The sequence below is a fragment of the Pseudomonas sp. NMI542_15 genome, from assembly GCF_021283425.1.
GTDB lineage: Bacteria > Pseudomonadota > Gammaproteobacteria > Pseudomonadales > Pseudomonadaceae > Aquipseudomonas > Aquipseudomonas fortuita.
In genome coordinates this window covers 102,166-125,362 of sequence record NZ_JAJSRO010000008.1, presented here as the reverse complement: position 1 = coordinate 125,362, position 23,197 = coordinate 102,166, and the positions used below count along the sequence as shown (strand labels likewise).

Here is a 23,197-nt window from a genome sequence, read left to right as displayed (position 1 = left end):
AAACGCAGCCCTTCACGCCGAACATTCATTCAACGAGGTTTTAATTCTTGTTGTCGTTTGACGCATCACCCTTGAATAGCGTTTTTTTTCGCACGCACTGCAGCGCCGGGACGCTGGCTGAAAAAGAGCGCGCCCGCAGCGTGCTTATCTGCACGCGCGGCGCACCCAAAGGAGCAAAACGCGGAACGTTGTTTGTTTAGTGCAGCTCGACAATTATCACCCGGCGCTGGAAGGGGTTTTGCAGCGGGTGTATTCCAGTTGATAAAGCGTCGTGGCAAGTTGCGGTTCAGGTTCGTCCAGCACGTTGCCAACGGCCTCGACCAGTTGCGCTCTGGCATGCCCGACATAGTCTGCGGCACAGCCTTCGATGATGATGACCCAGGATGGGATTTCAGTACCCTCCGATCGGGCCTTTTTCTCCGCAGTCTCAACCTTGCTGACGGCCTCATCGGCGGTGCAAAGGTGGATCCCCGTGATCCCCTGAGCATCGGCCAGTGGAGGCAGCACCTGATCACGCAACGCCTGGAGAACGTCTGCGTGGCGTTCGGCGGTTACATTGAAGCGCAGGGTGACCAGGTAGGCGCCATTTCCTACGCCGGCGGTGTAGTGCACGTCACAGATCGATCGAGCAACATTGCGATACGACTGCACGACTTTCTGTGTCCAGGGTGTCGGCGCATTGAGGCGAGCCAGGTAATCTGCCCCCCCTAACACCCCGACGGTATCGGCCTCGTACAGATTGAAATAGAGAGGCCCCGCATCGAGCGCGATGTATCGCCGTCCCCGCTGAAAACCAGGGATCGCCGCGCGCTCTGGCATGTGCTCACGGTTATGCCACTCGTAGAACTCATCCCGCGCCTCGGGCAAAAGATCATGCCAAATTGCGACTACGCCTGTTCCTGCAAAACTCATATCTTTTACTCCGGGGTCAATCAACGTTAGGGTAGCGACCGTCAACCCAGGCTGCGCCCATCTCCGAAACATAGGGAACTACAGTCTGGCACTGCTCGCCCAACCCCGTTCCACCTACGCGCATGACGTCCCCGGCCTTGAGAAACACATGCGGCTTCTGGCCCAGGCCTACGCCGGGCGGTGTGCCGGTGATGATGACGTCACCCGGCAGCAGGGGCATGAAACGACTGAGGTAGGACACGATGTGAGCCACGCTGAAAATCATCGTCCGAGTGTTACCGTTCTGATAACGCTTGCCGTTCACTTCCAGCCAGAGGTCGAGGTTCTGCGGGTCGGCGATTTCATCACGAGTCACCAGCCAAGGGCCAAGTGGCGCGAAGGAAAAGCTGCTCTTGCCCTTTGTCCATTGCCCTTCGTACTCAAGCTGATAGGCGCGCTCGGAGACATCGTTTGCCAGGCAGTAACCGGCGATATGATCCAGCGCCTTGCTTTCCTCTACGTGCCAGGCAGGTGAACCAATCACGATGGCCAGTTCGACCTCCCAGTCGAGCTTCTTTGCATCACCCGGCAGGATCACAGGGTCATTGGCACCACTGATCGCCCCGGTGTGCTTGTTGAACACCACAGGTTGGCTCGGAATGGGCGTGTTGGTTTCGGCGGCGTGGTCAGAATAATTGAGGCCGATACAGATCAGGTTCGGCACGCTGCCCACGCACGGGCCCAAACGTGTCCCGGCCGGTACCAGTGGCAGGCGCTCAATGTCGATGCCTCGTAGTTTTTCGAGACTGGACGGTGCCAGCGCTGCGGCATCGATATCATCGACGATGCCAGAAAGATCCCTGACCTGTCCTCGAGCATCCAAAATCCCAGGCAGTTCTTGTCCTGGCAAACCGAAACGAACCAAGCGCATACGTTACTCCTCAAGCGTTGAAAAAAAGACAGACAGAGATCCTGCCTCGCCGAACTGGATGTCCAGCGGCTGGTGGGTGGGAACTTCGAGCAGCCCTGCATAGGACCCGGTGATAACGACCTGACCCGCTTGCAGATCGATGCCATGTGCAGAAAGAAAATTTGCCAGCCAGACAATCGGTGAGACGGGGTCTTGATCCGGGTGAGTGCCGGCAATGCTCACAGGCTCTACACCTGGATGACTCAGGGTTACATCGAGGTGAGTGGGCAAATTGTTCGCGTTCAGCGAAATGGCACGTGGCCCCAGCACTAACCCATGGTTGAACAACCCGTCAGCCAGCAACTGCTCGAACGGGACTTTCTGCGGATCGGTGTACCGACAGTCGATTACCTCGAGTGCCAGGTGTACCTGGCCGATGGCCCGCGCAATGTCATCGGCCGTGTACGGCGCCGCGCGGGCAGGAAGACTGGCGCCCAACACGCAAGCAAGCTCGGGTTCGATTCGCACTGTGGAAGTTGCGAAGCCCAGGGGGTATCGGTCGCAACTCACGATGCTATCGGTGTAGATGGGCGCGACTATCCACTTGCCAGGTTTGGGCAATGCGCATTTCCATCCGCCCACTTTTTTCCCGGCCAGCACACCGACATGCTGCTGTATCTGGAAGCCTTGCTCCAGGCTCAGTGACGCCTCATTGCAGGGCAGAGCATCTAGTCGATTACCCGTTTGGCGTGCTTTCGCGAGGTACGCGGCGGCTTGCATAAGGGTTGGTTCACGCGCATCAGCTGATTGACTGCACTGATCCATGAGCTTCACCCCTGCACGCTGGGTTGCCGAGGCCATACCGTCCCGAGCTTGTTCGCAGCATCCTCGAGCAGTGCATGCAATTCGTCATAGCGGTCTGGATGCATCCGTAACACCGGGCCGGCAATACTCATGGTCCCGACCACAACTCCCGACGGGATCATCTTCACCGGCACCGCGATAGCCCACACACCGGCCTCAGCCTCTTCCACAACGAGGCCATAACCCCGTGACCTGGTCGCCGCCAAATCGGAAAGCAAGCGTTCAACGGTATTGATAGCCTTAGGGCCTTTGCCTACACCCAGGTCTTTGCCCAGACCGTCGCGGATAGCAATTTCGACAGCTTGCTCGTCAGGCATGGATGCAAGCCAGGCTTTGCCGTTTGCAGTGGTGTACAGATTGATTGGCTGATCCATGGCTGGCGAGTACATCAACCCAGGTGCAGCGCCTTGAGCCGAGGCGAGCCAGGACAAACCGCCCTGGCAGACGACAGTCAGGCGTACCAGCTCATGGGATAAAGACGCTACGTTTTCGATAATCGGCTGCACAAGCTCCGGCAGCCCGATGCCGTTCAGGTAACGCTGCCCTAAAAGCGCCAGCTTGAGTGTCAGCCGGTATTGGGAGGTCGCCTCATCCTGCTCGGCCCAGCCTTGTTCTACCAACTGCGCAAGCACACGGTGGGCCGGCCCCTTTTCCATCCCCAGTTCACCTGCAATATCAGACATTCGCATCCAGCGGGCCTCACGAGCCAGCAGCTCGATAGCCTCAAGGCAGCGATCAACAGCACCTTTAACGACTCTCATGGAATTCTTCTCAGCTGGTTATGAGCAGCGCCAACCAAAATGTCACGCTGTTCTATTTGGAACACAGTTACAATAGTAAGCACCGTGTCCTCGTCAAGTCAACGCAAATGCACGCCTGCCATCAACACCGAACCGGGCTTGAGCTGCCAGCCTATTGCAGGTCGACGACCGGGGCGTGAGACCTGCCAGCAGCCTTGACAAAGGCAATGCTCCGGAACAACATTACAAATGGAACGACGTTACAATAACAAAATCACGGTACCGGAGACACTTCATGAGCCATGGCATCCCGAGCGATCCACACTCCAAGCGTCAGTCGAGGAAGGCCGCCGCTAGCGGCTGGATCGGCTCGGCGTTGGAGTACTACGACTTTTTCATTTATGCCACTGCCGCAGCCTTGCTTTTCCCGCAGCTGTTTTTTCCAACGGACAATCCCACCGTCGGCATCATCGTTTCACTTGCCAGCTTCGGGGTTGGGTACATCGCACGACCTATAGGCGCGGTGGTGCTGGGGCACCTGGGTGACCGCCATGGGCGCAAGACAGTCCTGGTCTACTGCATGTTCTTGATGGGCTTTTCGACCATGTGCATTGGCTTGCTCCCGACCTACGACCAGATCGGCGTGTGGGCTCCCGCGATACTGATTACCTTGCGTCTGATCCAAGGGTTCGCGGTTGCCGGCGAGGTGTCTTGCGCAAGCTCCATGACCATGGAGCATGCACCTGACGGGCGCCGTGGTTACTTCGCCAGCTTTACCCTTCAAGGCGTGCAAGCCGGGCAACTGCTAGCGGCGGCGGTGTTCCTGCCACTGGCCCAATTCATGCCCGCAGATGCTTTTGCGTCCTGGGGCTGGCGAATTCCGTTCCTGCTGAGCGCTGTGGTGCTTGTGGTCGGCTGGATCATCCGCCGTGAAGTCCATGAGGCCCCGGTCTTCGCTGAGGCGCAAGCAGGGGACAAGCCTCGCAAATTGCCAGTGGTCGAAGTGCTCACCGAAAGCTGGAAGGATGTGTTGCGCGTCGTCTGCATGGCACTCTCTGCAGTCCTTGCAATCCTCGCCTCCGTGTTCGGCGCCACCTATGCAGTCCAGCCTGCTTACGGTATTGGCTTCCCCTCAGGCTTGTTCATGTGGATTCCTGTCCTGGGCAATTTGTGCGCGGTGATACTTATCCCATTCGTCGGTAGACTCTCTGACAGAATTGGGCGTCGCCCCCCAGTGATCGTGGGCGTGCTCTGCGGCGGCCTGTTGTCGTTTGGGTACCTCTATGCCATCAGCATCCACAATCTCTGGCTGTCTCTGATCCTGTCGCTTCTCATGTGGGGCGTGGCCTACCAAGGCTTCAATGGTGTTTTCCCAAGCATGTTCCCAGAGTTGTTCCGCACCCGGGTACGCGTCACCGGTATGGCTATCGGTCAAAACATCGGCGTGGCATGCACAGCGTTTCTGCCAGCGCTGTTCGTATCGGTTGCGCCGCCTGGCACCGAAAATATCCCGCTGAAAATTGGCGCCCTGACGTTTGGTATCTGTGCGATCTGCGCAATTGCGGCGTTCACGACCCGCGAAACGTTCCGTATTCGTCTGAGCGAACTTGGCGACCCCAACGCGGTGCCGATGTCGAAGGAGGAGTACGAACTGCTGCAGGAAAAGTCCAATCCCAGATCGAGCAGTAGCGCCCCCAATCAAGCGCTGAAAAATCAACTGCTGTGACGCACACCTGACAACCAGACCCATCACGCTCAACGTGTTGCGCAATTGCCCTGCGCAGCACGTTGAGCCCCAAGGCGATGAACGTGTGCGCCGCCAGCAAGCATCCAACCCGCGAGCTGGCAATTGCGTGCACTCGCCACCTACAGTAGGTTCACATGCATCCCCACATCACCGGCAAAACACGCATCTACGGACTGATAGGTGACCCGCTCAAGAGCGCCAGGTCGCCGATGCTGCTGAACAGGCTATTCGCCGAAGCACAGACTGACGCCGTGTGCATTCCATTGGAGGTCGGTACGCAGGCCCTGGCCGAGTTCGTCAAAGGCGCGCGCGCTTTGCGCAACCTAGACGGGCTTCTGGTCACCATGCCGCACAAGCAGACCATGCTTGAAGTCGTGGACATCCTTCACCCCTCCGCGCGCCAGGTAGGGGCAATAAATGTGGTTCGCTGCGATAAGGACGGTCGCTGGGAGGGCGCTGTGTTCGACGGGCTCGGCTGCGTACTGGGGATGCAGCGTCAGGGTGTTTCTGTGCTTGGGAAATCTGTCCTGCTGGTCGGAGCCGGCGGCTCGGGAAGGGCTATCGCTTTTGCCGTGGCCGCTGCTGGCGCCTACTCACTGACCATTTCTGATCTGGACCCGCACCGCGCCGCTGACCTGGCGCAAAGCGCTGGCAAAGAGGGTTCGTGCAATGTGCATGCAGGTCCACCAGACCCGGAAGGTCATGACATCGTTATCAATGCGACGCCTCTCGGCATGAACCCCGATGATCCGATGCCAGTAGAAGCAGAGCGTTTAACCCCCGCCATGGTGGTGGTCGACATCATCACTCGATCCGAGCCAACCGCGTTGTTACTGACGGCACAAGCGCGCGGATGCAAAACCCTTGATGGCGAGCCCATGCATTTAGGACAGGCCTTGCTGGCACTTGATTTTCTGGGCTTCAAAAACATCGAGCGTCGCTACCCAACGGGACTTTAGTACCCCTCCTCCCCTCGGCAGCCAGCACGAGGGTTCTTCATTGCGTCAATCAAAACCTCCACGATGCGCATGCTCTCGGCCCGCTCACCTCCGTGATGCTGGCCGCCATGCCTTCCCAGCGCTTGGCACCCCAGTAGAACGTAACTTACTTCCGTTCGTAACAGGGTCATGCTAGCCTGCTGGCAACCTCTGCAGTGTCGCTTGCGCGCTATTCGTCGGTGGTCCGATCCGAAACCCCGTTAGCGTCGCCAAGTTTGTCAAACATACTTATTAATAAAGGGTGGATGTTTGAAAGTCGTTCTCCTGGAAGTCAGCCACTGGCACACCCCGCTCTATCTTGATGCTCTGGAGCGTCTGCCTGATGTAACGGTCACGGCGGTATCCGACGCAACGGGGTCGCGGGGGCCTGCTCTCGCCCAGCGTTTCGGAGCAAAACTTTACGATCACTGGGAAACCCTGCTGGAAAACGAGGAAGCTGATTTTGCCTTCTCCTTTGGCCCGCACGATGAGCTGCATGCCATGGGCGAGGCATTGATCGAGCAAAAGGTCCCCTTCGCGATGGAAAAGCCTTGCGGGCTAACCCAACACGAAGTGCTGGATCTTTACCAACGCACACAAGCCAGCGGCCTGTTCGTGGCGGTGCCGTTGATATGGAGGCACAGCGAGTTATTGAACCGCCTGAAACAGCAAGCCAGGCAGAGTGATGCCAAGTGGAGAACCCTGGCGTTTCGATTCAACGCTGGCCCGCCTGGACGCTACCTGACCAACAGCTGCTCCTGGATGCTTGAGCCGAAACGCTCGGGTGGCGGATGCACGATCAATCTCGCCCCTCATTTCGTCGATCTGGTTCAGGAAATTTCCGGCGAGGCGATTCGAAGCGTGTCAGCCGTGATGTATCGCGACCCGCTACTGACAGCCGTAGAGATTGGCTCGTTGATGACCCTGGTGACCGAGAGTGGGTGCATCTGCACTATCGAAACGGGGTACAATTATCCCGCCAATACGCCCGAGCAACGGGAGTATTCATTTTCAATGTCAACGGATCAGTTCTACGCACGCTCCACCGCAGATGGCATGCGGCTGGTGGACGCGTCCGGGCAGGCAAGTGACCTGCACATGAGCTTGAACTCTGACGTGTATTACGACAACTTCGTAATCGACATACTCGCGCCTGACCGTGATAGTGCTTATGCAGGTGCCGGGCTCGCCACCATGCACCGCGTCATGCGTATCATCGAGGCGGCCTATGAGTCAGATCGCCTGGGTGGTGTTCCCATCAAGGTCTAAAACGCTGGCACGAAATTAAGGATTAGAAAATTGTCACATATAGGCCGCTACTTCAATACTTTGGAACTGCTCCTTTCCCATCCAGGCGGCCTCGCCCTGTCTGACATCAGTGAACAGACTCAAGTGGCTATGGCCACAGCTCACCGTATATTGAGCGCCCTGCGGGAAAGAGGCTACGTTTACCAAGACGAGCAGGACCACTACTGCCTGACGCTTAAAATTCCCAGCATGGGCGTGAACTACATCAGTGAAACCGGCTTTGCCAGAATAATGCAACCTTTGCTCGACGAACTCGCCAGCGAAACCGGCGAGCATGTTCGCCTGGCGGAAGTTGCTGAGGATCATCTGAGTTGGGTGCTGCAGGCCACGAATAACACCAGGGGCCTTCAATACCGCCGCGCCCTGGACGAAAAAATCATCCCCCATACCACCGCGGCTGGTAAAGCATGGCTCTCCACCATGCCTGATGAGCGCGCCATGCGCATTCTCGCCGCCTGGGATATCGAGAAAAGCCGAGAGTACGCAGGGCCCAACGCTCGCGTTTCGATACGCGATATTTTCGATGACATCGCCCTGATCCGCAAAGAGGGGCATGCTGTAGTCAGAGAAGAAGGTGAAGTGGGTGTGTGCGTTGTGGCAGTGCCTGTATTCGATAAAACACGCCCGGCCAACTCAGCCCCGGTGGCAACCCTCAGCATCGCCGGCCCTATCGCCCGCATGCGAGAGGAAACCCTGAATGCTCATATCGAACATCTGAAACAGTCCGCCATCAAGGTTGGCGAGTGCTGGTCGCTGTGGACTTCGGTCAACGGTGAAAGCCCGCTACCTGCACGCTGACGCTCTGACTTGGACCTGGGCCCATTGCGGGCCTCAGGGCTACTGTGATGACGAGCGATTGAAACGCAATTACGGAATGTTCCAACCCTTCTCCCGCAGATCCTGCACACCTTTGTTCAGCTCGTACAAGGCGTTTTCTTCGCGGATGATTTCGAGCACGCAGTTTTCAATACCGCAGGTCGCCTGAACGGCCTCACCCAGTCCGACGAAATCCACGACTCCGGTGCCCACTGGATCATGGCCCCAAACATCCATGCCGGTGTCGGACACATGCACAAAGTCGATAGCGCTGCGATAGGTCAGCAGACTGGCTACCGGATCCTCACCTATGTAAGCAGCGTTGGCGATGTCATATACGACCCTGACGACATCATCATTGATAGTGGCAACAACCTCTGCCAGCTCCCCCATCGTAGGCGTGAAGCAATACGGGGTATTTTCCAGCAGCAAGCGAACACCCGCCTGTTTCGCAAGCGGCGTTAAAACCGCCAGGCTCTCGTACATCCAGTCATAAGTCTTTTCAAGCGGTGGAGAAATCATCGGGCGCCGGGTACCCGGGGATATCACCACCTCTTGGGTATCCCAAGCGACTGCCAGGTCAATCACTGCCTTGATGTGATCGATGCTCTTCTGACGCATATTGGCGGCGGGACTGGCCAGGTTGACGTCATAGCCGCCGGCATTGAGCGACCTGATCTTTGCGTCGTACTGACGCAGACGCACGCTTGCAGCAGAACGCTCTGCAATAGACATTTCCACCGGCCAGCAATGGGGCGAGCTTACGGGCACCTCGAACACGCGGTGCCCATGCTCTGACAACTGCGCAATTGCATCGATTGCCGTGGATGACCACAGATAAGAAAACGTGCTGATGATCATATCGAAACATCCTTTCAGTTGAGGACTCACCGAAGTGAAACGGGCCATTCATATTATGAATTTTGTAGGGTGACCACTATCGCCTGCAGGAAGACGCGATGATGGATGCACCTGGAGAGCGACAGCCACTGCGCTGTCAAGGACATCCTGATGACGAAAAAAACGATAACGGAACTGGATTCCATTGTCAATTTGATTGCAAAGTACCTTCCAGTTTTGTAGTTTGAGCCTTCCACCTAAAACAAAATCTACGTGTGAGGGCAATTGAATGAGAGCTTTGGTGAGTGGCGGTAGTAGCGGCATCGGTGCTTCTACATGCCTGAGGATCGCGGAGGCTGCACTTGCCCGGGGCTCGCAGCCGAAAATTGCCGTGTGCGGGCAGACGTCAAACGCGACGCAGGACGACGTCGTTCGAACGATAGAGTCGATGGGTGGCATCGCGATCTCGCTGTCGGGTGATCTCGGCGACCCTGCAGTACCTGACCAACTTGTAGCAGCTGCAGTAGCCGAATTTGGGGGGCTTGACGCGCTTGTTGCGAATGCTGGCATCGCCAGCCCGGGCGCGATCTGTAGCTTGTCCATCAAGGATTGGGACGACATGTTCGCCGTGAATCTTCGCGGCGCCTGGCTGCTAGCCAAAGCGGCCTACCCGCACCTTCGCGAGAGCCGAGGCTCAGCGTGCTTCACCTCGTCGATGTCTGGCCAGCTTCCGCATGCCGGCTCTGGCGCCTACAGCCCCACCAAGGCAGCATTAACCATGTTGGCGCAAACGCTGGCGCTGGAGTGGGCACCTGATGGCATCCGAGTGAATATCGTGTCGCCAGGTATGACGCATACACCCATGTCTGAAAAAATGTACGCAGACCCACAGATCAAGAGAGCACGGGAAGGGATTATTCCGCTGGGGAGAATTGGTGAGCCAATGGATATCGCGAACGTGATCGAGTTTCTCGTTAGCCCGCTAGCCGGCTTTGTTACCGGGCAGGATATTTGTGTCGATGGCGGCTTTTCCAAGTCGATACTTAGCCATATCCCGGGGCGACCGAGCTCGAAATCCTAGCCACGGCAGCAGATTGAGCTCCATGTTGAATGGATTCAGGCCAGACTCACAGCCTGGCGGGCTCAAAGGGCATTTTACGAATGCGGGGGCGCGGCTTTTAGCGAATGTGAGGATTCATGAGCAGCTCTCCCCGCAGAAACGAATTGGGCGATTTCAATTCTGGACTAGTTGCTGCCTTTGAAATGCCGGGATAACGCTGATTTTCGGTGAAGACTGCAGAAACGAAAAAAGGCCCCTAAGGGCCTTTTCGACGATATACCGATTCTGATTAAACCTGTATATCTTTATTTGGAGCGGGAAACGAGACTCGAACTCGCGACCCCGACCTTGGCAAGGTCGTGCTCTACCAACTGAGCTATTCCCGCGTCGTGATGGGTGCCATTCTAGCGATTTCTAAAACAGCGTCAACCCCTTGATTCAAAAAAAGTTTATTTCTGTTCAGAACCTTCGCGCAGGTGCGGCCAGGCGGCCAGCAGGTAATGCACCATCGACCACAGCGTCAGCCCCGCCGCCACCAGCAGCAGCCCGTAGCCCAGGATCACCCAGAACGTTACCGCTGGCGGGTTGCCCAGCAGGATCACCAGCGCCAGCATCTGCGCGGCGGTCTTCCACTTGCCAAGGTTGGACACCGCCACGTGCGCCCGCGCGCCCAGCTCAGCCATCCACTCGCGCAGCGCCGACACCACGATTTCGCGGCCGATGATGACCGCCGCCGGCAGGGTCAGCCAGAAGTTGGCGTGGGTCTGCACCAGCAGTACCAGGGCCACCGCCACCATCAGCTTGTCGGCCACCGGGTCCAGAAAGGCACCGAACGGCGTGCTCTGCTGCAGGCGACGCGCCAGGTAGCCGTCCAGCCAGTCAGTGGCGGCGGCAACGGCAAACACGCTGCTGGCGGCCATGTAGCTCCACTGATAAGGCATATAGAACAGCAGAATGAAGCACGGAATGAGCAGGACGCGTAGAACGGTGAGCAGGTTTGGAATATTCATCGGTACGACTGGCTGCAAGTTGAGCCCGGCATTCTACTCGCTATGCAGGCTGGCATAAATCGACTCGGCAAGCTTTTTACTGATGCCGGGGGCTTTGGCGATTTCATCGATACTGGCGCGGTTGAGCTCCTGCAGGCCGCCGAAATGTTTCAGCAGGTCGCGCCGGCGCTTGGGCCCTACCCCGGCCACATCCTCCAGGCTCGACACCCGGCGGGCCTTGCCGCGGCGAGCGCGGTGGCCGGTAATGGCAAAACGGTGGGCTTCGTCGCGGATCTGCTGGATCAGGTGCAGGGCCGGTGAATCACCCTTTAGTGTGAACTCGTGGTGCACGTCGTTCAGGTACAGGGTTTCGAAACCGGCCTTGCGGGTGACGCCCTTGGCCACACCCAGCAGGGTCAGGTCGGTGAAGCCCAATTCCTGCATCACATCCCGGGCCATGTTCAACTGCCCCTTGCCGCCATCCACCAGCAACACGTCGGGCAGCTTGCCCTCACCATCCTTGATACGCCCGTAACGGCGGGTCAGGGCCTGGTGCATGGCGGCGTAGTCATCGCCGGCTGTGACGCCTTCGATGTTGAAGCGGCGATAGTCGGACTTCAGCGCACCTTCGGGGCCGAACACCACGCAACTGGCCACGGTGGCTTCACCACTGGAATGGCTGATGTCGTAGCATTCCAGCCGCTGCGGTACTTCGTCCAGGCCCAGCACTTCGGCCAAGGCCTCGAAACGTGCGGCCATGTGCTGGCGGTTGGCCAGGCGAGCGTTCAGCGCCTGCTCGGCGTTGGTCACTGCCAGCTGCTGCCAGCGGGCGCGCGTGCCGCGTACCCGGTGGCTGATGGTCAGCTCGCGGCCACGCAGCGTGTGCAGCGCTGCGGTGATGGCATCGAAGTCTTCGTGAACAACGTTGACGATCAACTCGCTGGGCAATTCCCGTTCTGCGTTGCCCAGGTAGTACTGGGAAAGGAATGCGGCCATGACCTCGGCCACCTCCTCCTCGATGCCCACCTGCGGGAAGAAGTTCTTGCTGCCCAGCACCCGGCCGCCGCGCACGCTGATCAGGTGCACGCAGGCGCCACCGGGGTTGACGAAAGCGGCGATGACATCGACGTCGCCACTGCCGCCTTCGATGTACTGCTGGTCCTGCACGCGGCGCAACAAGGCGATCTGGTCGCGCAACTCAGCGGCCTTCTCGAAGTCGAGGGCCATGGCGGCCTTCTCCATCTCGGCATTGAGCTCGTTGCCCAGTTGCTGGCTGCGGCCTTCCAGAAACATCACCGAGTGGCGCACATCCTCGGCGTATTCTTCGGGGGTGACCAGGTCGGTGCAGGGCCCTTTGCAGCGTTTGATCTGGTACTGCAGGCACGGCCGGGTGCGGTTGGCGTAGTAACTGTCTTCACACTGGCGCACCGAAAAAGCCTTTTGCAGCAAGCTTAGGCTTTCGCGGATGGCGCCAGCACTGGGGTACGGGCCAAAGTAGCGGCCCTTGGCCTTCTTCGCCCCACGGTGAATGCCCAGCCGCGGGAACTCACCGTCGGACAGGAACACGTAGGGGTAGGATTTGTCGTCGCGCAGCAGGATGTTGTACGGCGGCCGCCATTCCTTGATCAGGTTCTGCTCCAGCAGCAACGCCTCGGTTTCGTTGGCGGTGATGGTGGTTTCGACCTGGGCGATGCGCGCGACCAGCGCGGCGGTCTTGGGCGCCAGGCCGGTCTTGCGGAAATAGCTGGCCAGGCGTTTCTTGAGGTTCTTGGCCTTGCCCACGTAAAGCAGGCGGGCTTCGCCGTCGAACATCCGGTAAACGCCCGGGCGACCACTGCAGGTGGCCAGGAATGCGCTGGCATCAAACACTTGGGACATGAGGTTCTACAGGCTTGCGTCGACCATGCCGTGGCGAACGGCCAGCAAGGTCAGTTCGACGTCGCTGGTGACCGAGAGTTTTTCAAAGATCCGATAACGGTAAGTATTGACGGTCTTGGGCGAGAGGCACAACTTGTCAGAGATGATCTGCACTTTCTGACAGCCAACGATCATCAGGGCAATCTGGATTTCCCGCTCCGACAGTGTATCGAACGGTGAGCCCTGTGGCTGGAAAGGTTTCAGCGCCAACTGCTGGGCGATTTGCGGGCTGATGTAGCGCTGGCCGGCAAAAGCCAGACGGATGGCCTGAACCATCTCGTCAAGGCCTGCGCCCTTGGTCAAGTAACCGGCGGCACCGGCTTGCAACAGGCGGGTGGGGAACGGGTCTTCCTCGCACACGGTCACGGCCACTACCTTGATATCCGGGTGGCTGCGCAGCAGTTTGCGGGTGGCCTCAAGGCCGCCGATGCCGGGCATTTTCACGTCCATCAGCACCACGTCCGGCTTCAGCTCGCGGGCCAGTTTGAGCGCGGATTCACCCGAGTCCCCCTCACCCACCACCTGCAAGCCGTCGATGTCGGCCAGCATGCGGGTAATACCGGTTCGTACCAGATCGTGATCGTCGACCACTAAGACCCTAATCAAGCACACACCTCGTCAGCAGGGCGATTGGATCCCGCCACCTTAACAAAATTTTTCCAGGCGGGTCTAACGCATTGCTTCTGTAAGAAACGCCTGACGCACAACAGTGACAGGCCTCACTGTTTGCCTGGGCTTGATATCGCTGCTCAAGCGGCCAAGCAGGTGCCAGATGGCCGCCTGGTCGTCGATCGGCAATTGCCGGAAGGCGCCCAGCAGCCCTGACTCATCCGTACTCAACCCTTCTAGCGGGGCCGGCGTGCGCATGCCACTAAGCACGTACAGTGCATCCACCCCCCTGGCCGCCAGTGCTGCCAGGTAATCGACCCGCGGCGTACGCTCGCCACTTTCGTACTTGCCCTGGGCATTGGGTTCGACCCCACCGATATCGCCAAACACGCGCTGGGTCATGCCCAAGCGCTCACGTTCTTCCCGCAGCCGCGGACCAATCCCGTTCATTGTGGGCTTCTCCTTATCCCTGATCACGCTCATCCTCTGCCGCCCCGTCTACGGGCGACCGTGAGCGTCTGGGCTCACTATGCCGCTGCGCTTCGGTCGCGACAAGCCATCATTACGCTACTAGCCAATCGTACGTTGCATGCGCACAAAGCACTCATCCTCACCCATTTCGACAAAACCATGGCGTTGGTACAACAGGCGCGCCGGGTTGCTGCGAAACACCATCAGCCTGAGCAACGGCAGGCGCCGCTGCCCGGCCCACAGCGCCAGCTCTTCCAATACCCAGCTGCCGACACCGCGCCCGCGATGTTCGGGCAACAGGTGCAACTCGCGGATAAACAGCGCCTGGCGGTCCTGGCTGAGGCTGCAGAAACCCAACAGGCTGTCGCCTTCGCTGATCAACCACTGCTCGCGCCAACCCCAGGCCTGGTCGAACGCGTCCTCGATCCAGAGCAGGTCAAATTCACGGTAATACCGCAGCATGGCGCGCCGCGTGAGGTCGCGGGCGAACGTACGGTGACTGTCGTTGGCGGGAATCAAATGTAGCGGCATCGCACAATGGGCTCTGGAGATTGGCAGGGCCGGCGATGAGGCCGGTGCAGCAAATGTCACTCACTGGGCATAGCATACGGGTGAACTGCCAGGCCCATGCCGGTCCAGTTCGCTTTCCAGCCATTCGGCCAGCACCCGGGCGTTATTGTGCTCGGTGTCCTTGCCTGCATAAAGCAGGGTTAGCAACCCCTTTCCGGCCAAGTCCAGCAGGGGGTACCAATGCTCTGGATGGGCAGCCAATTCTTCCTGGTAGCACTGGGTAAAACCGGTAAAGTCGACCGCCCCCTGGTGAAACGCCTTGCGCAATTCATTGGAGGGTGCCACTTCGCGCAACCACTGCCCGTGCAGGTTTTCCTTGCGCAGGTGGCGCGGCCACAGGCGGTCGACCAGCACTCGCTGGCCATCGTCGCTCGCGACCGCATCGTAGACACGCTTGCAGCGGATCATGGCTGTCTCCGGCATTTACCGTCCGTCTTGAGCCTAGATAATTCATTGATCGAGGTCACGGCCGGGTTGCGAATTGTTTCTATGCTCAAGGCCTTCGGCAACTTGCCCAATGCCAACCGGAGCCATCATGGCAACCCCGCTACTGGCCAGCCAGCCGCACCTGGCCCAACGCGACGCCCGCCCGCCACTTGCCCACAAGCCTGGGCGCGCCACCCTCGTGTTGTTCTTCGGCCTGCTGCTGGCGGGTATCGCCTACACCGCCTGGAGCCTGAAACAGGATGTCAGCGCCAGCGGCACGGTCATCACCACGTTCACGCCGTTTCTGCTGCTGGGCCTGGCACTGCTGGTTGCCCTGGGCTTCGAATTCGTCAATGGCTTCCACGACACCGCCAACGCGGTAGCCACCGTGATCTATACCCATGCGCTGCCGGCACCGGTCGCAGTGGTATGGTCCGGGCTGTGCAACTTCCTGGGCGTGCTGCTTTCCAGTGGCGCGGTGGCATTCGGCATCATCGCCCTGCTGCCCGTGGAACTGATTCTACAGGTAGGCTCCTCGGCCGGCTTCGCGATGGTTTTTGCCTTGCTGTTGGCGGCGATCATCTGGAACCTCGGCACCTGGTGGCTGGGGCTACCGGCGTCATCCTCGCACACCCTGATCGGCTCGATCATCGGTGTGGGGGTGGCCAATGCGCTGATGCATGGGCGTGACGGCACCAGCGGCGTGGACTGGGCCCAGGCCAGCAAGGTGGGTTACGCCCTGCTGTTCTCCCCCCTGATCGGCTTTGCCTGCGCCGCCCTGTTGTTGCTCGCCTTGCGTGCACTGGTCAAGCGTCAAGCTTTGTATCAGGCGCCACAAGGCCAGACACCGCCGCCTTGGTGGATTCGCGGTGTACTGATCCTGACGTGTACCGGGGTGTCCTTCGCCCACGGCTCCAACGATGGCCAGAAAGGCATGGGCCTGATCATGTTGATCCTTGTCGGCACCCTGCCAATGGCGTATGCGCTGAACAAAACCATGCCCAATGAGCAGGCCTTGCAGTTTTCCACCGTCGCCGAAGTGACCCGCCAGGCACTGGTGCGCAGCGCCCCACATGCGGCCACGGCCGATCCGCGCCAGACCCTGACCGCGTTCATTGGCGAGCCCAAGGCCAGCGCGCAACTGGTACCGGCACTGGCGGCGTTGACCGGGATGATCGGCGAAGAGGTCAAAAGCTACGGCTCGCTCAAGCGCATACCTGCCGAGGCTATGGCCAACGTGCGCAATGATATGTACCTGACCAGCGAAGCCATCCGCCTGATCGAGAAAAACCGCCTGGTGGCATTCAATGCCGATACCCGCAGCCAGGTGCAACTGTTCAAGACTCAACTGGACGACGCCACCCGCTACATTCCGCTATGGGTCAAGGTGGCTGTGGCCATCGCGCTGGGGCTGGGGACGATGGTTGGCTGGCGGCGCATCGTGGTGACAGTGGGCGAGAAGATCGGCAAGACCCACCTGAGCTATGCCCAAGGTGCCTCGGCGGAGGTCGTTGCCATGTGCACCATTGGCGCAGCGGACATGTTCGGGTTGCCGGTTTCGACCACCCATGTGCTGAGCTCGGGGGTGGCGGGGACCATGGTCGCGAATGGGTCGGGGATTCAGAAGCGCACGCTGTTCAACTTGCTGATGGCCTGGGTGCTGACCTTGCCGGCGGCGATGCTGTTGGCTGGCAGCCTGTACTGGCTGCTGAACCACATTTTCTAAACCTGAACTGCGCCCTTTGCAGGAGCGGCCTTGTGCCACTCCTGCAGGGACCGGTGTACGTGACGGGTTCTGCGTTATCAGCCCGGGATTTTCAGGCCGCGTTGCACCGCCGGCCGTTCGAGGAAATTCGCCAGTACCCGCTGCACTTCCTTGAACTGGTCGAAGCCCACCAACTCACGCGCGTTGTAGCGATCCACCAGGTTACGCACCCAAGGGAAGATGGCGATGTCGGCGATGCTGTACTCGTCAGCCATCCACTCCCGACCTTTCAAATGCCGATCCAGCACACCCAGCAGCCGCTTGGACTCGTTGACGTAGCGGTCACGCGGGCGCTTGTCTTCATATTCCTTGCCAGCGAAGAAATGGAAGAACCCGACCTGGCCGAACATCGGCCCGATGCCGCCCATCTGGAACATCAGCCACTGCAGCGTCTGGTAACGCTGGGCAGGGTCCTGGCTGAGCAGTTGTCCACTTTTTTCCGCCAGGTACTGCAAGATCGCCCCGGATTCGAACAGCGGCAATGGCTGGCCGCCAGGCCCGTCCGGGTCAAGGATGGCGGGGATCTTGTTGTTGGCGCTGAGCGAAATGAATTCGGGGCTCAACTGGTCATCGTTATCGAAGCTGACCTTGTGCGCCTCGTAGGCCAGGCCGATTTCTTCGAGCATGATCGACACCTTGACGCCATTGGGCGTCGGCAGCGAATACAGCTGCAGGCGTTCAGGGTGTTTGGCGGGCCACTTGCGGGTGATGGGGAAAGCACTGAGATCGGTCATGATCAACCTTGCCTGGGGAATGAACCTGTCACTCTAGAGACATCCCCGGCCGCTGACCATCACCGACCACTCATCCGGGCCGGCAACTCAAGCCTGGCCATGGGCCTTGAGTTTGAGCTTTTCGGTATCGACACGGACAAACACCGAGTCGGCCGTCACCGTCAGCACATCCTCGGCCCAGACCTCGCAAATCACCCGGCTTTTGCGCCCCACCTCCCCTTCGACTCGGGCTTTGAGCAAAAGCTCCACACCCATCGGGGTAGGTTTCAGGTAAGTCAGGTTGAGTGTGCCAGTCACGCAATCGATACGCGGCAGGCTGCCTGGCTCGCGGCCTTCGTTGCGGTAGTGGTAGGCCATGGCCGCCCAGTTGGAATGGCAGTCGACCAGCATCGCCAGCAGGCCGCCGTAAACCAGGCCGGGCCAGCCGATAAAGGTGCTGTCGGGTGCGTGCCGGCATACCAGGTGGATGCCGTCGGTGTCCCAGTGGCTTTGCAGGTGCAGCCCACTGGGGTGGGCGCAGCCGCAGCCGTAGCAGGTGCCTTCAGGCGCCGCAAGGGCCTGAAGGGAGAGTGGGTGGTCAGTCATACGCTTCCTGTGCTTGTTGGAATGGGGGCGCGCAACGCCCCCATTAAAGCAGAAACATCAGGCGGCTTGGGCAACCCCCTGGGCACGCCGTTGGGTCAGCGAAACCAGCAGGATGAATGCTGTCACCCCAGCGGTCATCAGGGTTTCATAGCGGTAGGCATCGCTGAACAGCATGTAGCCCAGCACCATGACGATGGTGCCGATCACCAGCCAGGTCAGCCAGGGGAACAGCCACATCTTCAGCTCCAGCGGGCGCCCTTCGCGGTCCGCACGCGCACGCATGCGCAGCTGCGACACGGCAATCACCAGGTACACCAGCAAGGCGATGGCGCCGGTGGTGGACAGCAAGAAGCCGAACACCTTACCCGGGAACACATAGTTGACCAGGCACCCGGCAAAACCGGCCAGCGTCGAGAAGATGACCGCCACGGTCGGCACGCCCGAGCCGGAGATACGCTTGGTCATGCTCAGTGCCTGGCCACGGGCGCCCAGCGAATACAGCATGCGCGACGCGGTGTACAGGCCCGAGTTCATGCAACTGGTCACTGCAACCAGCACCACCAGGTCGACCAACAGCTTGGCGCCTGGCACGTTCAGCACTTCCAGCACGCGCTGGAACGAACCGACTGCTTTCAGCGCAGGGTCATTCCAGGCTACCAGCGACACCACCAGGAAGATCGACGCCAGGTAGAAGATGGCAATGCGGTACACCACCAGGTTGGTGGCACGGCGGATCTTGTCTTTCGGGTTTGCGGTTTCGTCAGCGGCAATGGTGACGATTTCGGCGCCGAAGAACGAGAAGATGGTGATCAGCACACCACCGAGCACCGTGCCGAACCCGTTGGGCATGAAGCCGCCGTTGTCCCACAGCCGGCTGACTCCGGACACCTCGGCCAGCGGCCAGAAGCCGAATACCGCCAGGCTGCAGACCACAATGAAGGCAATGATCGCCACCACCTTGACCAGTGCGAACCAGTACTCGAAGGCACCAAAGTTCTTCACGCTGATCAGGTTTGTGCACGACAGCACCAGCATGATCAGGAAGGCGAACAACCAGGACGGTACGCCGGGGAAGTAAGCATGCAGGATGTCGGCGCCAGCGATGGCCTCCACCGGAATGATCAGCACCCAGAACCACCAGTACAACCAGCCGATGGTAAAGCCCGCCCAAGGGCCGATGGCTTCTGAGGCATAGGTGGAGAACGAGCCGCTGTTAGGGTTGGCGATGGCCATTTCGCCCAGCATGCGCATCACCAGCAATACCAGCAGGCCGGTCATGGCGTAGGAAATGAGGATGGCCGGGCCGGCGGTGGCGATGGCATTCGACGAGCCGATGAACAGGCCGGCGCCGATGATGCCGGCAATGGAGATCATGGACACCTGACGGGAAGTCAGGCCGTGCTGCAGGGAACGCTGTTTCTTGTTGTCTTGCGAAGCCATGAAGAACCCTCGAATGGGTCGGCCGCGACAAAGCGGCTGAAGGTCGGAGCAGAATTCTTGTAAATTTCTGATAGTCGTTTTTGTTGTTTTGCAGATGCCGGAAGCGGGTACTGACCTCCTCTTCACATGACCGGTTGTAATCGTTGATCCAGGTCAGTATTAATCTATAGGCCGGGGTCAACAAACGACCTTTTCGAACCACATGATTCCGCTTTGGAATGAACTCCTTCCTTTTTTTGCTCGGTATTTGCCCGTCATGTCCAAACGCCTGATGCCTTCGACCACCGCCCTTCAGTGCTTCGAAGCGGCTGCCCGCCACCTCAGCTTCACCCGCGCGGCCCAGGAACTGCACCTGACGCAAAGCGCCGTCAGCAAGCAGGTGGCGCAGCTCGAAGACATGCTCTCGCACTCCCTGTTCCAGCGCATTCGTCGGCGCCTGCACCTGACCCCGGCGGGTGCGCTGTACCTCACCGAAGTGAACAAGATCCTCACCCAGATCGATATTTCCAGCCGCTACATCCTCAGCTACGGCGACGAAACCGAAGTGCTGCGTATTGCTACCCAGCCTACCTTCGGCGCGCGCTGGCTAGTGCCCAAGCTCAAGGGTTTCGGCGACCGCTACCCCCGCATTCACCTGGACGTGCGCAACGAGCTGGAGCCATTCGACCTGGTGCAGGCCAAGGCCGACGTGGCTTTTTTCTTCGGCCAGGGCACCTGGCCTGGGGCCACTTGCATCGAGCTGTTCAGCGAAGAAGTGGTACCGGTATGCAGCCCGCAGCTGCTGGCCAACCACCCCTTTGAAAGCGCCCAGGCGCTTACCGAGCACCGCCTGCTGCAATGCGTGTCGCGCCCGGAGGCCTGGCATGAATGGTTCCTGGGGTTGGGGCTACACAGCCAGAACAGCTACCACGGGCCGCGTTTCGACACGTTCTACCTGTGCATCCGCGCAGCGATCGCCGGTTGCGGCATAGCCCTGATTCCGCGCTACCTGGTGGCCGAGGAGCTGAGCGAGGGCAAGCTGGTGGTGGCCTGGGACCACCCGGTGGCGAGCAACGGCAAGCACTTTATCGCGCATGCCGAGCATGCGGCCGAAGTGCCCAAGATCAGGGCCTTTGTGCAGTGGATTCGGGAGCGGGTGGCTGAGGGGGACTGACTTAACCTATACCGGCCTCTTCGCGGGCTTGCCCGCTCCCACAGGATCACCACAGGTTCGAACACTGTGCATAACCTGTGGGAGCGGGCAAGCCCGCGAAGAGGCCGGCACAGGCAACACACATACCGGCCAGTTCACGAATTCAGGGAATGACCGCAATCGAATAATTCGTTTGCGGAATAACCCCCCAACACGCTTGGATAATAAGAAACTTGAACAAAGGTCCCGCGTGCCCATGAACCAGGAAAGTATCAGCCCATCCATCGCCATCGTTCACCCGATCACACTTTCCCATGGCCGTAATGCCGAAGTCTGGGACACCGACGGCAAACGTTACATCGACTTTGTCGGCGGTATCGGCGTGCTCAACCTGGGCCACTGCAACCCCGCCGTGGTCGAAGCCATCCAGGCGCAAGCCACCCGTCTGACCCACTATGCCTTCAACGCCGCACCCCACGGTCCATACCTGGCGCTGATGGAACAGCTGAGCCAGTTCGTACCGGTCAGCTACCCGTTGGCCGGCATGCTCACCAATAGCGGTGCGGAAGCTGCAGAAAACGCCCTGAAAGTCGCCCGCGGTGCTACAGGCAAACGCGCCATCATTGCCTTCGACGGCGGCTTCCACGGCCGTACCCTGGCCACCCTGAACCTCAATGGCAAGGTAGCCCCTTACAAGCAACGGGTCGGCGAGCTGCCCGGACCGGTGTACCACCTGCCCTACCCCAGCGTGGATACCGGGGTTACCTGCGAGCAGGCGCTCAAGGCCATGGAGCGCCTGTTCAGCGTGGAGCTGGCCGTGGAAGACGTGGCAGCGTTCATCCTCGAACCGGTTCAGGGCGAAGGCGGTTTCCTCGCCCTCGACCCGGCCTTCGCCCAGGCCTTGCGCCGCTTCTGCGACCAACACGGCATCCTGATCATCATCGACGAGATCCAGTCCGGCTTCGGCCGCACCGGCCAGCGCTTCGCCTTCCCGCGCCTTGGCATCGAGCCCGACCTGCTGCTGCTGGCCAAGAGCATTGCCGGCGGTATGCCACTGGGTGCGGTGGTAGGCCGCAAGGCATTGATGGCGGCGCTGCCCAAGGGCGGCCTGGGCGGCACCTATTCGGGCAACCCGATTGCCTGTGCGGCAGCGTTGGCCAGCCTGGCGCAGATGACCGACGAAAACATCGCCACCTGGGGTGAGCGCCAGGAGCAGGCCATCGTCAGCCGCCACCAGCGCTGGAAGGCTTCGGGCCTGAGCCCGTACATCGGCCGATTGACCGGCGTTGGCGCCATGCGCGGCATCGAATTCGTCAATGCCGACGGCAGCCCGGCGCCGGCGCAACTGGCCAAGGTAATGGAGTCGGCACGGGCCAAGGGCTTGCTGCTGATGCCCAGCGGCAAGGCGCGACACATCATCCGCCTGCTGGCCCCCTTGACCATCGAAGCCGAGGTGCTCGAGGAAGGGCTGGATATCCTCGAGCAGTGCCTGGTGGAGCTGAACTGAGGCTTACAGGCCCAGTTCTTCGGGGGTCAGCATGTCGGATTCGAAGGCGATCCAGCCGCCTTCGAGTTCGGCGTGGCCGTTGACGATCGGGCCGTAGTAGGTCAGGCCGTTCTCCAGGGTCACGCAGATGTGCGTGGCCTGTTTTTCAGGTGCCGCGAGCGTACCGACGAAATGCACCTTCTTCAGGGTTTCGGTCACCGCTTCCAGGCCCACCCGCATGCTGGGGTTTTCCGAAGCTTCGGTATCTCCGCCACGGTCTTCGGCGCTGATGGTCACGGTGGCGGTGTACGGGTACTTGGTGCTCAAACGGGGTTACCTCAGTGGGTGTGTAGGCGTAAGGGCGCGTAGAGTACGGCAGGTGGTCTCTGTTGTCTCTACAGGTGATCTGAATGCCCCGATCTGTTAGGGTGCCCGCCGATGCACGCCACACCACACGAGGATCCCGAGTGAGCGCCGAAGAACCCCTGATCGCCGACCTGTTCGATGTCGATAAACGCCTGTCCCTCAAGCCCGTCGTGGACTTCAACAGCTACCTGCGCAACGCCTTCGGCGAAGGCCCGTGCCGCTGCCACCGCTGCACTGAAGGGGGTGACGAAGGCACCTACAGCCACGCCCACACCTTCACTTTTGCAAGCCGCCAGTGCCATCGCCGCTTCGCCAGTACATCAGGCAGCGATGTCGCCCAGGTATTGAAAAAGGCCTGGCTGTCGTACACCAAGGCCGACCTCAACCTGGTCGGCCCACTGGACCTGGCCACCCTCAAGACCTTCACCGAAGCGGACCTGCACCCGCGCCTGCTGGCGCTGCTCACGGCCAGTGGCCTGGCCCGTGAAGTGGATGGCCAATGGATGCTGCAAGCCCAGGCCGACTGACGGCCCGGCGGCAGGGCAGGATTCCAC

Annotated in this window: 24 protein-coding genes and 1 tRNA gene; 9 read left to right on the top strand and 16 right to left on the bottom strand. The window is 59.9% G+C overall.

Annotated features, from left to right (window positions below):
* Positions 1–216 precede the first annotated feature (216 nt).
* Genes LU684_RS14120 through LU684_RS14105 form a run of 4 tightly spaced genes read right to left on the bottom strand, consistent with a single transcriptional unit; the run spans position 217 to position 3,426 of the window.
* Positions 217–912 carry a hypothetical protein gene (locus LU684_RS14120; protein WP_210668405.1) on the bottom strand — a complete coding sequence of 232 codons (696 nt, stop codon included), beginning with the start codon at positions 910–912 and terminating at the stop codon, positions 217–219.
* Positions 913–928: 16 nt separating this feature from the next.
* Positions 929–1,822, bottom strand: a complete 894-nt coding sequence (locus LU684_RS14115; protein ID WP_060516994.1) for a fumarylacetoacetate hydrolase family protein — start codon at positions 1,820–1,822, stop codon at positions 929–931.
* 3 nt (positions 1,823–1,825) lie between these two features.
* Positions 1,826–2,626 carry a 2-keto-4-pentenoate hydratase gene (locus LU684_RS14110; protein WP_172455916.1) on the bottom strand — a complete coding sequence of 267 codons (801 nt, stop codon included), beginning with the start codon at positions 2,624–2,626 and terminating at the stop codon, positions 1,826–1,828.
* Between the two features lie 5 nt (positions 2,627–2,631).
* Positions 2,632–3,426, bottom strand: a complete 795-nt coding sequence (locus LU684_RS14105) for an IclR family transcriptional regulator (protein WP_232894745.1) — start codon at positions 3,424–3,426, stop codon at positions 2,632–2,634.
* Positions 3,427–3,700: 274 nt separating this feature from the next.
* Here LU684_RS14105 and LU684_RS14100 point away from each other — a divergent pair, with 274 nt between their 5' ends.
* From LU684_RS14100 to LU684_RS14085, 4 genes are all read left to right on the top strand, one after another.
* Positions 3,701–5,131 (top strand): MFS transporter, encoded by a 1,431-nt coding sequence (locus LU684_RS14100; protein ID WP_016488188.1) that lies wholly within the window; start codon positions 3,701–3,703, stop codon positions 5,129–5,131.
* Between the two features lie 155 nt (positions 5,132–5,286).
* Positions 5,287–6,111 carry a shikimate dehydrogenase family protein gene (locus LU684_RS14095; protein WP_060516988.1) on the top strand — a complete coding sequence of 275 codons (825 nt, stop codon included), beginning with the start codon at positions 5,287–5,289 and terminating at the stop codon, positions 6,109–6,111.
* A 288-nt stretch (positions 6,112–6,399) separates the two neighbouring features.
* The gene (locus LU684_RS14090; protein WP_024717564.1) at positions 6,400–7,398 is read left to right on the top strand and encodes a Gfo/Idh/MocA family protein; all 999 of its coding nucleotides are present in this window, start codon (positions 6,400–6,402) and stop codon (positions 7,396–7,398) included.
* A gap of 30 nt (positions 7,399–7,428) precedes the next feature.
* On the top strand, positions 7,429–8,235 hold the full coding sequence (locus tag LU684_RS14085; protein ID WP_082421987.1) for an IclR family transcriptional regulator: 807 nt from the start codon (positions 7,429–7,431) through the stop codon (positions 8,233–8,235).
* A gap of 69 nt (positions 8,236–8,304) precedes the next feature.
* Here LU684_RS14085 and LU684_RS14080 read toward each other — a convergent pair whose 3' ends face one another.
* Positions 8,305–9,114: a sugar phosphate isomerase/epimerase family protein gene (locus LU684_RS14080; RefSeq protein WP_095115666.1), complete on the bottom strand. Its 810-nt coding sequence runs from the start codon at positions 9,112–9,114 to the stop codon at positions 8,305–8,307.
* Positions 9,115–9,382: 268 nt separating this feature from the next.
* On the opposite strand from LU684_RS14080, the gene LU684_RS14075 reads away from it, so the two are divergent.
* Positions 9,383–10,174 carry an SDR family NAD(P)-dependent oxidoreductase gene (locus LU684_RS14075; protein WP_024717565.1) on the top strand — a complete coding sequence of 264 codons (792 nt, stop codon included), beginning with the start codon at positions 9,383–9,385 and terminating at the stop codon, positions 10,172–10,174.
* Between the two features lie 289 nt (positions 10,175–10,463).
* Here the strand turns inward: LU684_RS14075 and LU684_RS14070 are convergent.
* The 7 genes from LU684_RS14070 to LU684_RS14040 all read right to left on the bottom strand — a co-directional run bounded on the left by LU684_RS14070 (position 10,464) and on the right by LU684_RS14040 (position 15,117).
* Positions 10,464–10,539, bottom strand: a tRNA-Gly gene (locus LU684_RS14070).
* A 63-nt stretch (positions 10,540–10,602) separates the two neighbouring features.
* Positions 10,603–11,163, bottom strand: a complete 561-nt coding sequence (gene pgsA, locus LU684_RS14065) for a CDP-diacylglycerol--glycerol-3-phosphate 3-phosphatidyltransferase (RefSeq protein WP_016488197.1) — start codon at positions 11,161–11,163, stop codon at positions 10,603–10,605.
* Between the two features lie 33 nt (positions 11,164–11,196).
* Positions 11,197–13,020 carry an excinuclease ABC subunit UvrC gene (gene uvrC, locus LU684_RS14060; protein ID WP_060516982.1) on the bottom strand — a complete coding sequence of 608 codons (1,824 nt, stop codon included), beginning with the start codon at positions 13,018–13,020 and terminating at the stop codon, positions 11,197–11,199.
* A gap of 6 nt (positions 13,021–13,026) precedes the next feature.
* Positions 13,027–13,665 carry a response regulator transcription factor GacA gene (gene gacA / locus LU684_RS14055; protein ID WP_023047491.1) on the bottom strand — a complete coding sequence of 213 codons (639 nt, stop codon included), beginning with the start codon at positions 13,663–13,665 and terminating at the stop codon, positions 13,027–13,029.
* Between the two features lie 63 nt (positions 13,666–13,728).
* The gene (locus LU684_RS14050) at positions 13,729–14,118 is read right to left on the bottom strand and encodes a helix-turn-helix domain-containing protein (RefSeq protein WP_016488200.1); all 390 of its coding nucleotides are present in this window, start codon (positions 14,116–14,118) and stop codon (positions 13,729–13,731) included.
* 120 nt (positions 14,119–14,238) lie between these two features.
* Entirely contained in the window at positions 14,239–14,670 is a 432-nt protein-coding gene (locus tag LU684_RS14045; RefSeq protein WP_016488201.1) for a GNAT family N-acetyltransferase, read from the bottom strand.
* Between the two features lie 60 nt (positions 14,671–14,730).
* The gene (locus tag LU684_RS14040) at positions 14,731–15,117 is read right to left on the bottom strand and encodes a DUF488 domain-containing protein (protein WP_023047493.1); all 387 of its coding nucleotides are present in this window, start codon (positions 15,115–15,117) and stop codon (positions 14,731–14,733) included.
* A 127-nt stretch (positions 15,118–15,244) separates the two neighbouring features.
* Between LU684_RS14040 and LU684_RS14035 the strand changes: the two genes are divergently transcribed.
* Positions 15,245–16,861: an inorganic phosphate transporter gene (locus tag LU684_RS14035; protein ID WP_232894744.1), complete on the top strand. Its 1,617-nt coding sequence runs from the start codon at positions 15,245–15,247 to the stop codon at positions 16,859–16,861.
* 77 nt (positions 16,862–16,938) lie between these two features.
* On the opposite strand, the gene LU684_RS14030 is transcribed toward LU684_RS14035, so the two are convergent.
* From LU684_RS14030 to LU684_RS14020, 3 genes are all read right to left on the bottom strand, one after another.
* Complete coding sequence (locus tag LU684_RS14030) at positions 16,939–17,634, bottom strand: glutathione S-transferase N-terminal domain-containing protein (protein WP_016488204.1); 696 nt, start codon at positions 17,632–17,634, stop codon at positions 16,939–16,941.
* 87 nt (positions 17,635–17,721) lie between these two features.
* Positions 17,722–18,219, bottom strand: a complete 498-nt coding sequence (locus LU684_RS14025; protein WP_016488205.1) for a PaaI family thioesterase — start codon at positions 18,217–18,219, stop codon at positions 17,722–17,724.
* Positions 18,220–18,276: 57 nt separating this feature from the next.
* Positions 18,277–19,659, bottom strand: a complete 1,383-nt coding sequence (locus tag LU684_RS14020; RefSeq protein WP_016488206.1) for an amino acid permease — start codon at positions 19,657–19,659, stop codon at positions 18,277–18,279.
* A gap of 256 nt (positions 19,660–19,915) precedes the next feature.
* Here LU684_RS14020 and gcvA point away from each other — a divergent pair, with 256 nt between their 5' ends.
* Both gcvA and LU684_RS14010 read left to right on the top strand, forming a co-directional pair.
* Positions 19,916–20,812, top strand: coding sequence for a transcriptional regulator GcvA (gene gcvA, locus LU684_RS14015; protein WP_016488207.1), 897 nt, complete (start codon positions 19,916–19,918; stop codon positions 20,810–20,812).
* Positions 20,813–21,047: 235 nt separating this feature from the next.
* The gene (locus LU684_RS14010; protein ID WP_095115672.1) at positions 21,048–22,298 is read left to right on the top strand and encodes a 2-aminoadipate transaminase; all 1,251 of its coding nucleotides are present in this window, start codon (positions 21,048–21,050) and stop codon (positions 22,296–22,298) included.
* A 3-nt stretch (positions 22,299–22,301) separates the two neighbouring features.
* Here the strand turns inward: LU684_RS14010 and LU684_RS14005 are convergent, their stop codons facing one another.
* On the bottom strand, positions 22,302–22,604 hold the full coding sequence (locus LU684_RS14005) for a hypothetical protein (protein WP_016488209.1): 303 nt from the start codon (positions 22,602–22,604) through the stop codon (positions 22,302–22,304).
* Between the two features lie 140 nt (positions 22,605–22,744).
* Here LU684_RS14005 and LU684_RS14000 point away from each other — a divergent pair, with 140 nt between their 5' ends.
* Positions 22,745–23,170: a hypothetical protein gene (locus tag LU684_RS14000; RefSeq protein ID WP_023047497.1), complete on the top strand. Its 426-nt coding sequence runs from the start codon at positions 22,745–22,747 to the stop codon at positions 23,168–23,170.
* Positions 23,171–23,197: the final 27 nt, after the last annotated feature.

Bases quoted from the DNA above. Each gene is read 5' to 3' on its own strand.
- LU684_RS14115 (WP_060516994.1), bottom strand. From the start codon at position 1,822: ATGCGCTTGGTTCGTTTCGGTTTGCCAGGACAAGAACTGCCTGGGATT.
- LU684_RS14045 (WP_016488201.1), bottom strand. From the start codon at position 14,670: ATGCCGCTACATTTGATTCCCGCCAACGACAGTCACCGTACGTTCGCC.
- LU684_RS14075 (WP_024717565.1), top strand. From the start codon at position 9,383: ATGAGAGCTTTGGTGAGTGGCGGTAGTAGCGGCATCGGTGCTTCTACA.
- LU684_RS14030 (WP_016488204.1), bottom strand. From the start codon at position 17,634: ATGACCGATCTCAGTGCTTTCCCCATCACCCGCAAGTGGCCCGCCAAA.
- LU684_RS14100 (WP_016488188.1), top strand. From the start codon at position 3,701: ATGAGCCATGGCATCCCGAGCGATCCACACTCCAAGCGTCAGTCGAGG.
- LU684_RS14105 (WP_232894745.1), bottom strand. From the start codon at position 3,426: ATGAGAGTCGTTAAAGGTGCTGTTGATCGCTGCCTTGAGGCTATCGAG.
- LU684_RS14040 (WP_023047493.1), bottom strand. From the start codon at position 15,117: ATGATCCGCTGCAAGCGTGTCTACGATGCGGTCGCGAGCGACGATGGC.
- LU684_RS14035 (WP_232894744.1), top strand. From the start codon at position 15,245: ATGGCAACCCCGCTACTGGCCAGCCAGCCGCACCTGGCCCAACGCGAC.
- LU684_RS14120 (WP_210668405.1), bottom strand. From the start codon at position 912: ATGAGTTTTGCAGGAACAGGCGTAGTCGCAATTTGGCATGATCTTTTG.
- LU684_RS14050 (WP_016488200.1), bottom strand. From the start codon at position 14,118: ATGAACGGGATTGGTCCGCGGCTGCGGGAAGAACGTGAGCGCTTGGGC.
- LU684_RS14010 (WP_095115672.1), top strand. From the start codon at position 21,048: ATGAACCAGGAAAGTATCAGCCCATCCATCGCCATCGTTCACCCGATC.
- gcvA (WP_016488207.1), top strand. From the start codon at position 19,916: ATGTCCAAACGCCTGATGCCTTCGACCACCGCCCTTCAGTGCTTCGAA.
- uvrC (WP_060516982.1), bottom strand. From the start codon at position 13,020: ATGTCCCAAGTGTTTGATGCCAGCGCATTCCTGGCCACCTGCAGTGGT.
- pgsA (WP_016488197.1), bottom strand. From the start codon at position 11,163: ATGAATATTCCAAACCTGCTCACCGTTCTACGCGTCCTGCTCATTCCG.
- LU684_RS14080 (WP_095115666.1), bottom strand. From the start codon at position 9,114: ATGATCATCAGCACGTTTTCTTATCTGTGGTCATCCACGGCAATCGAT.
- LU684_RS14020 (WP_016488206.1), bottom strand. From the start codon at position 19,659: ATGGCTTCGCAAGACAACAAGAAACAGCGTTCCCTGCAGCACGGCCTG.
- LU684_RS14095 (WP_060516988.1), top strand. From the start codon at position 5,287: ATGCATCCCCACATCACCGGCAAAACACGCATCTACGGACTGATAGGT.
- LU684_RS14110 (WP_172455916.1), bottom strand. From the start codon at position 2,626: ATGGATCAGTGCAGTCAATCAGCTGATGCGCGTGAACCAACCCTTATG.
- LU684_RS14025 (WP_016488205.1), bottom strand. From the start codon at position 18,219: ATGACTGACCACCCACTCTCCCTTCAGGCCCTTGCGGCGCCTGAAGGC.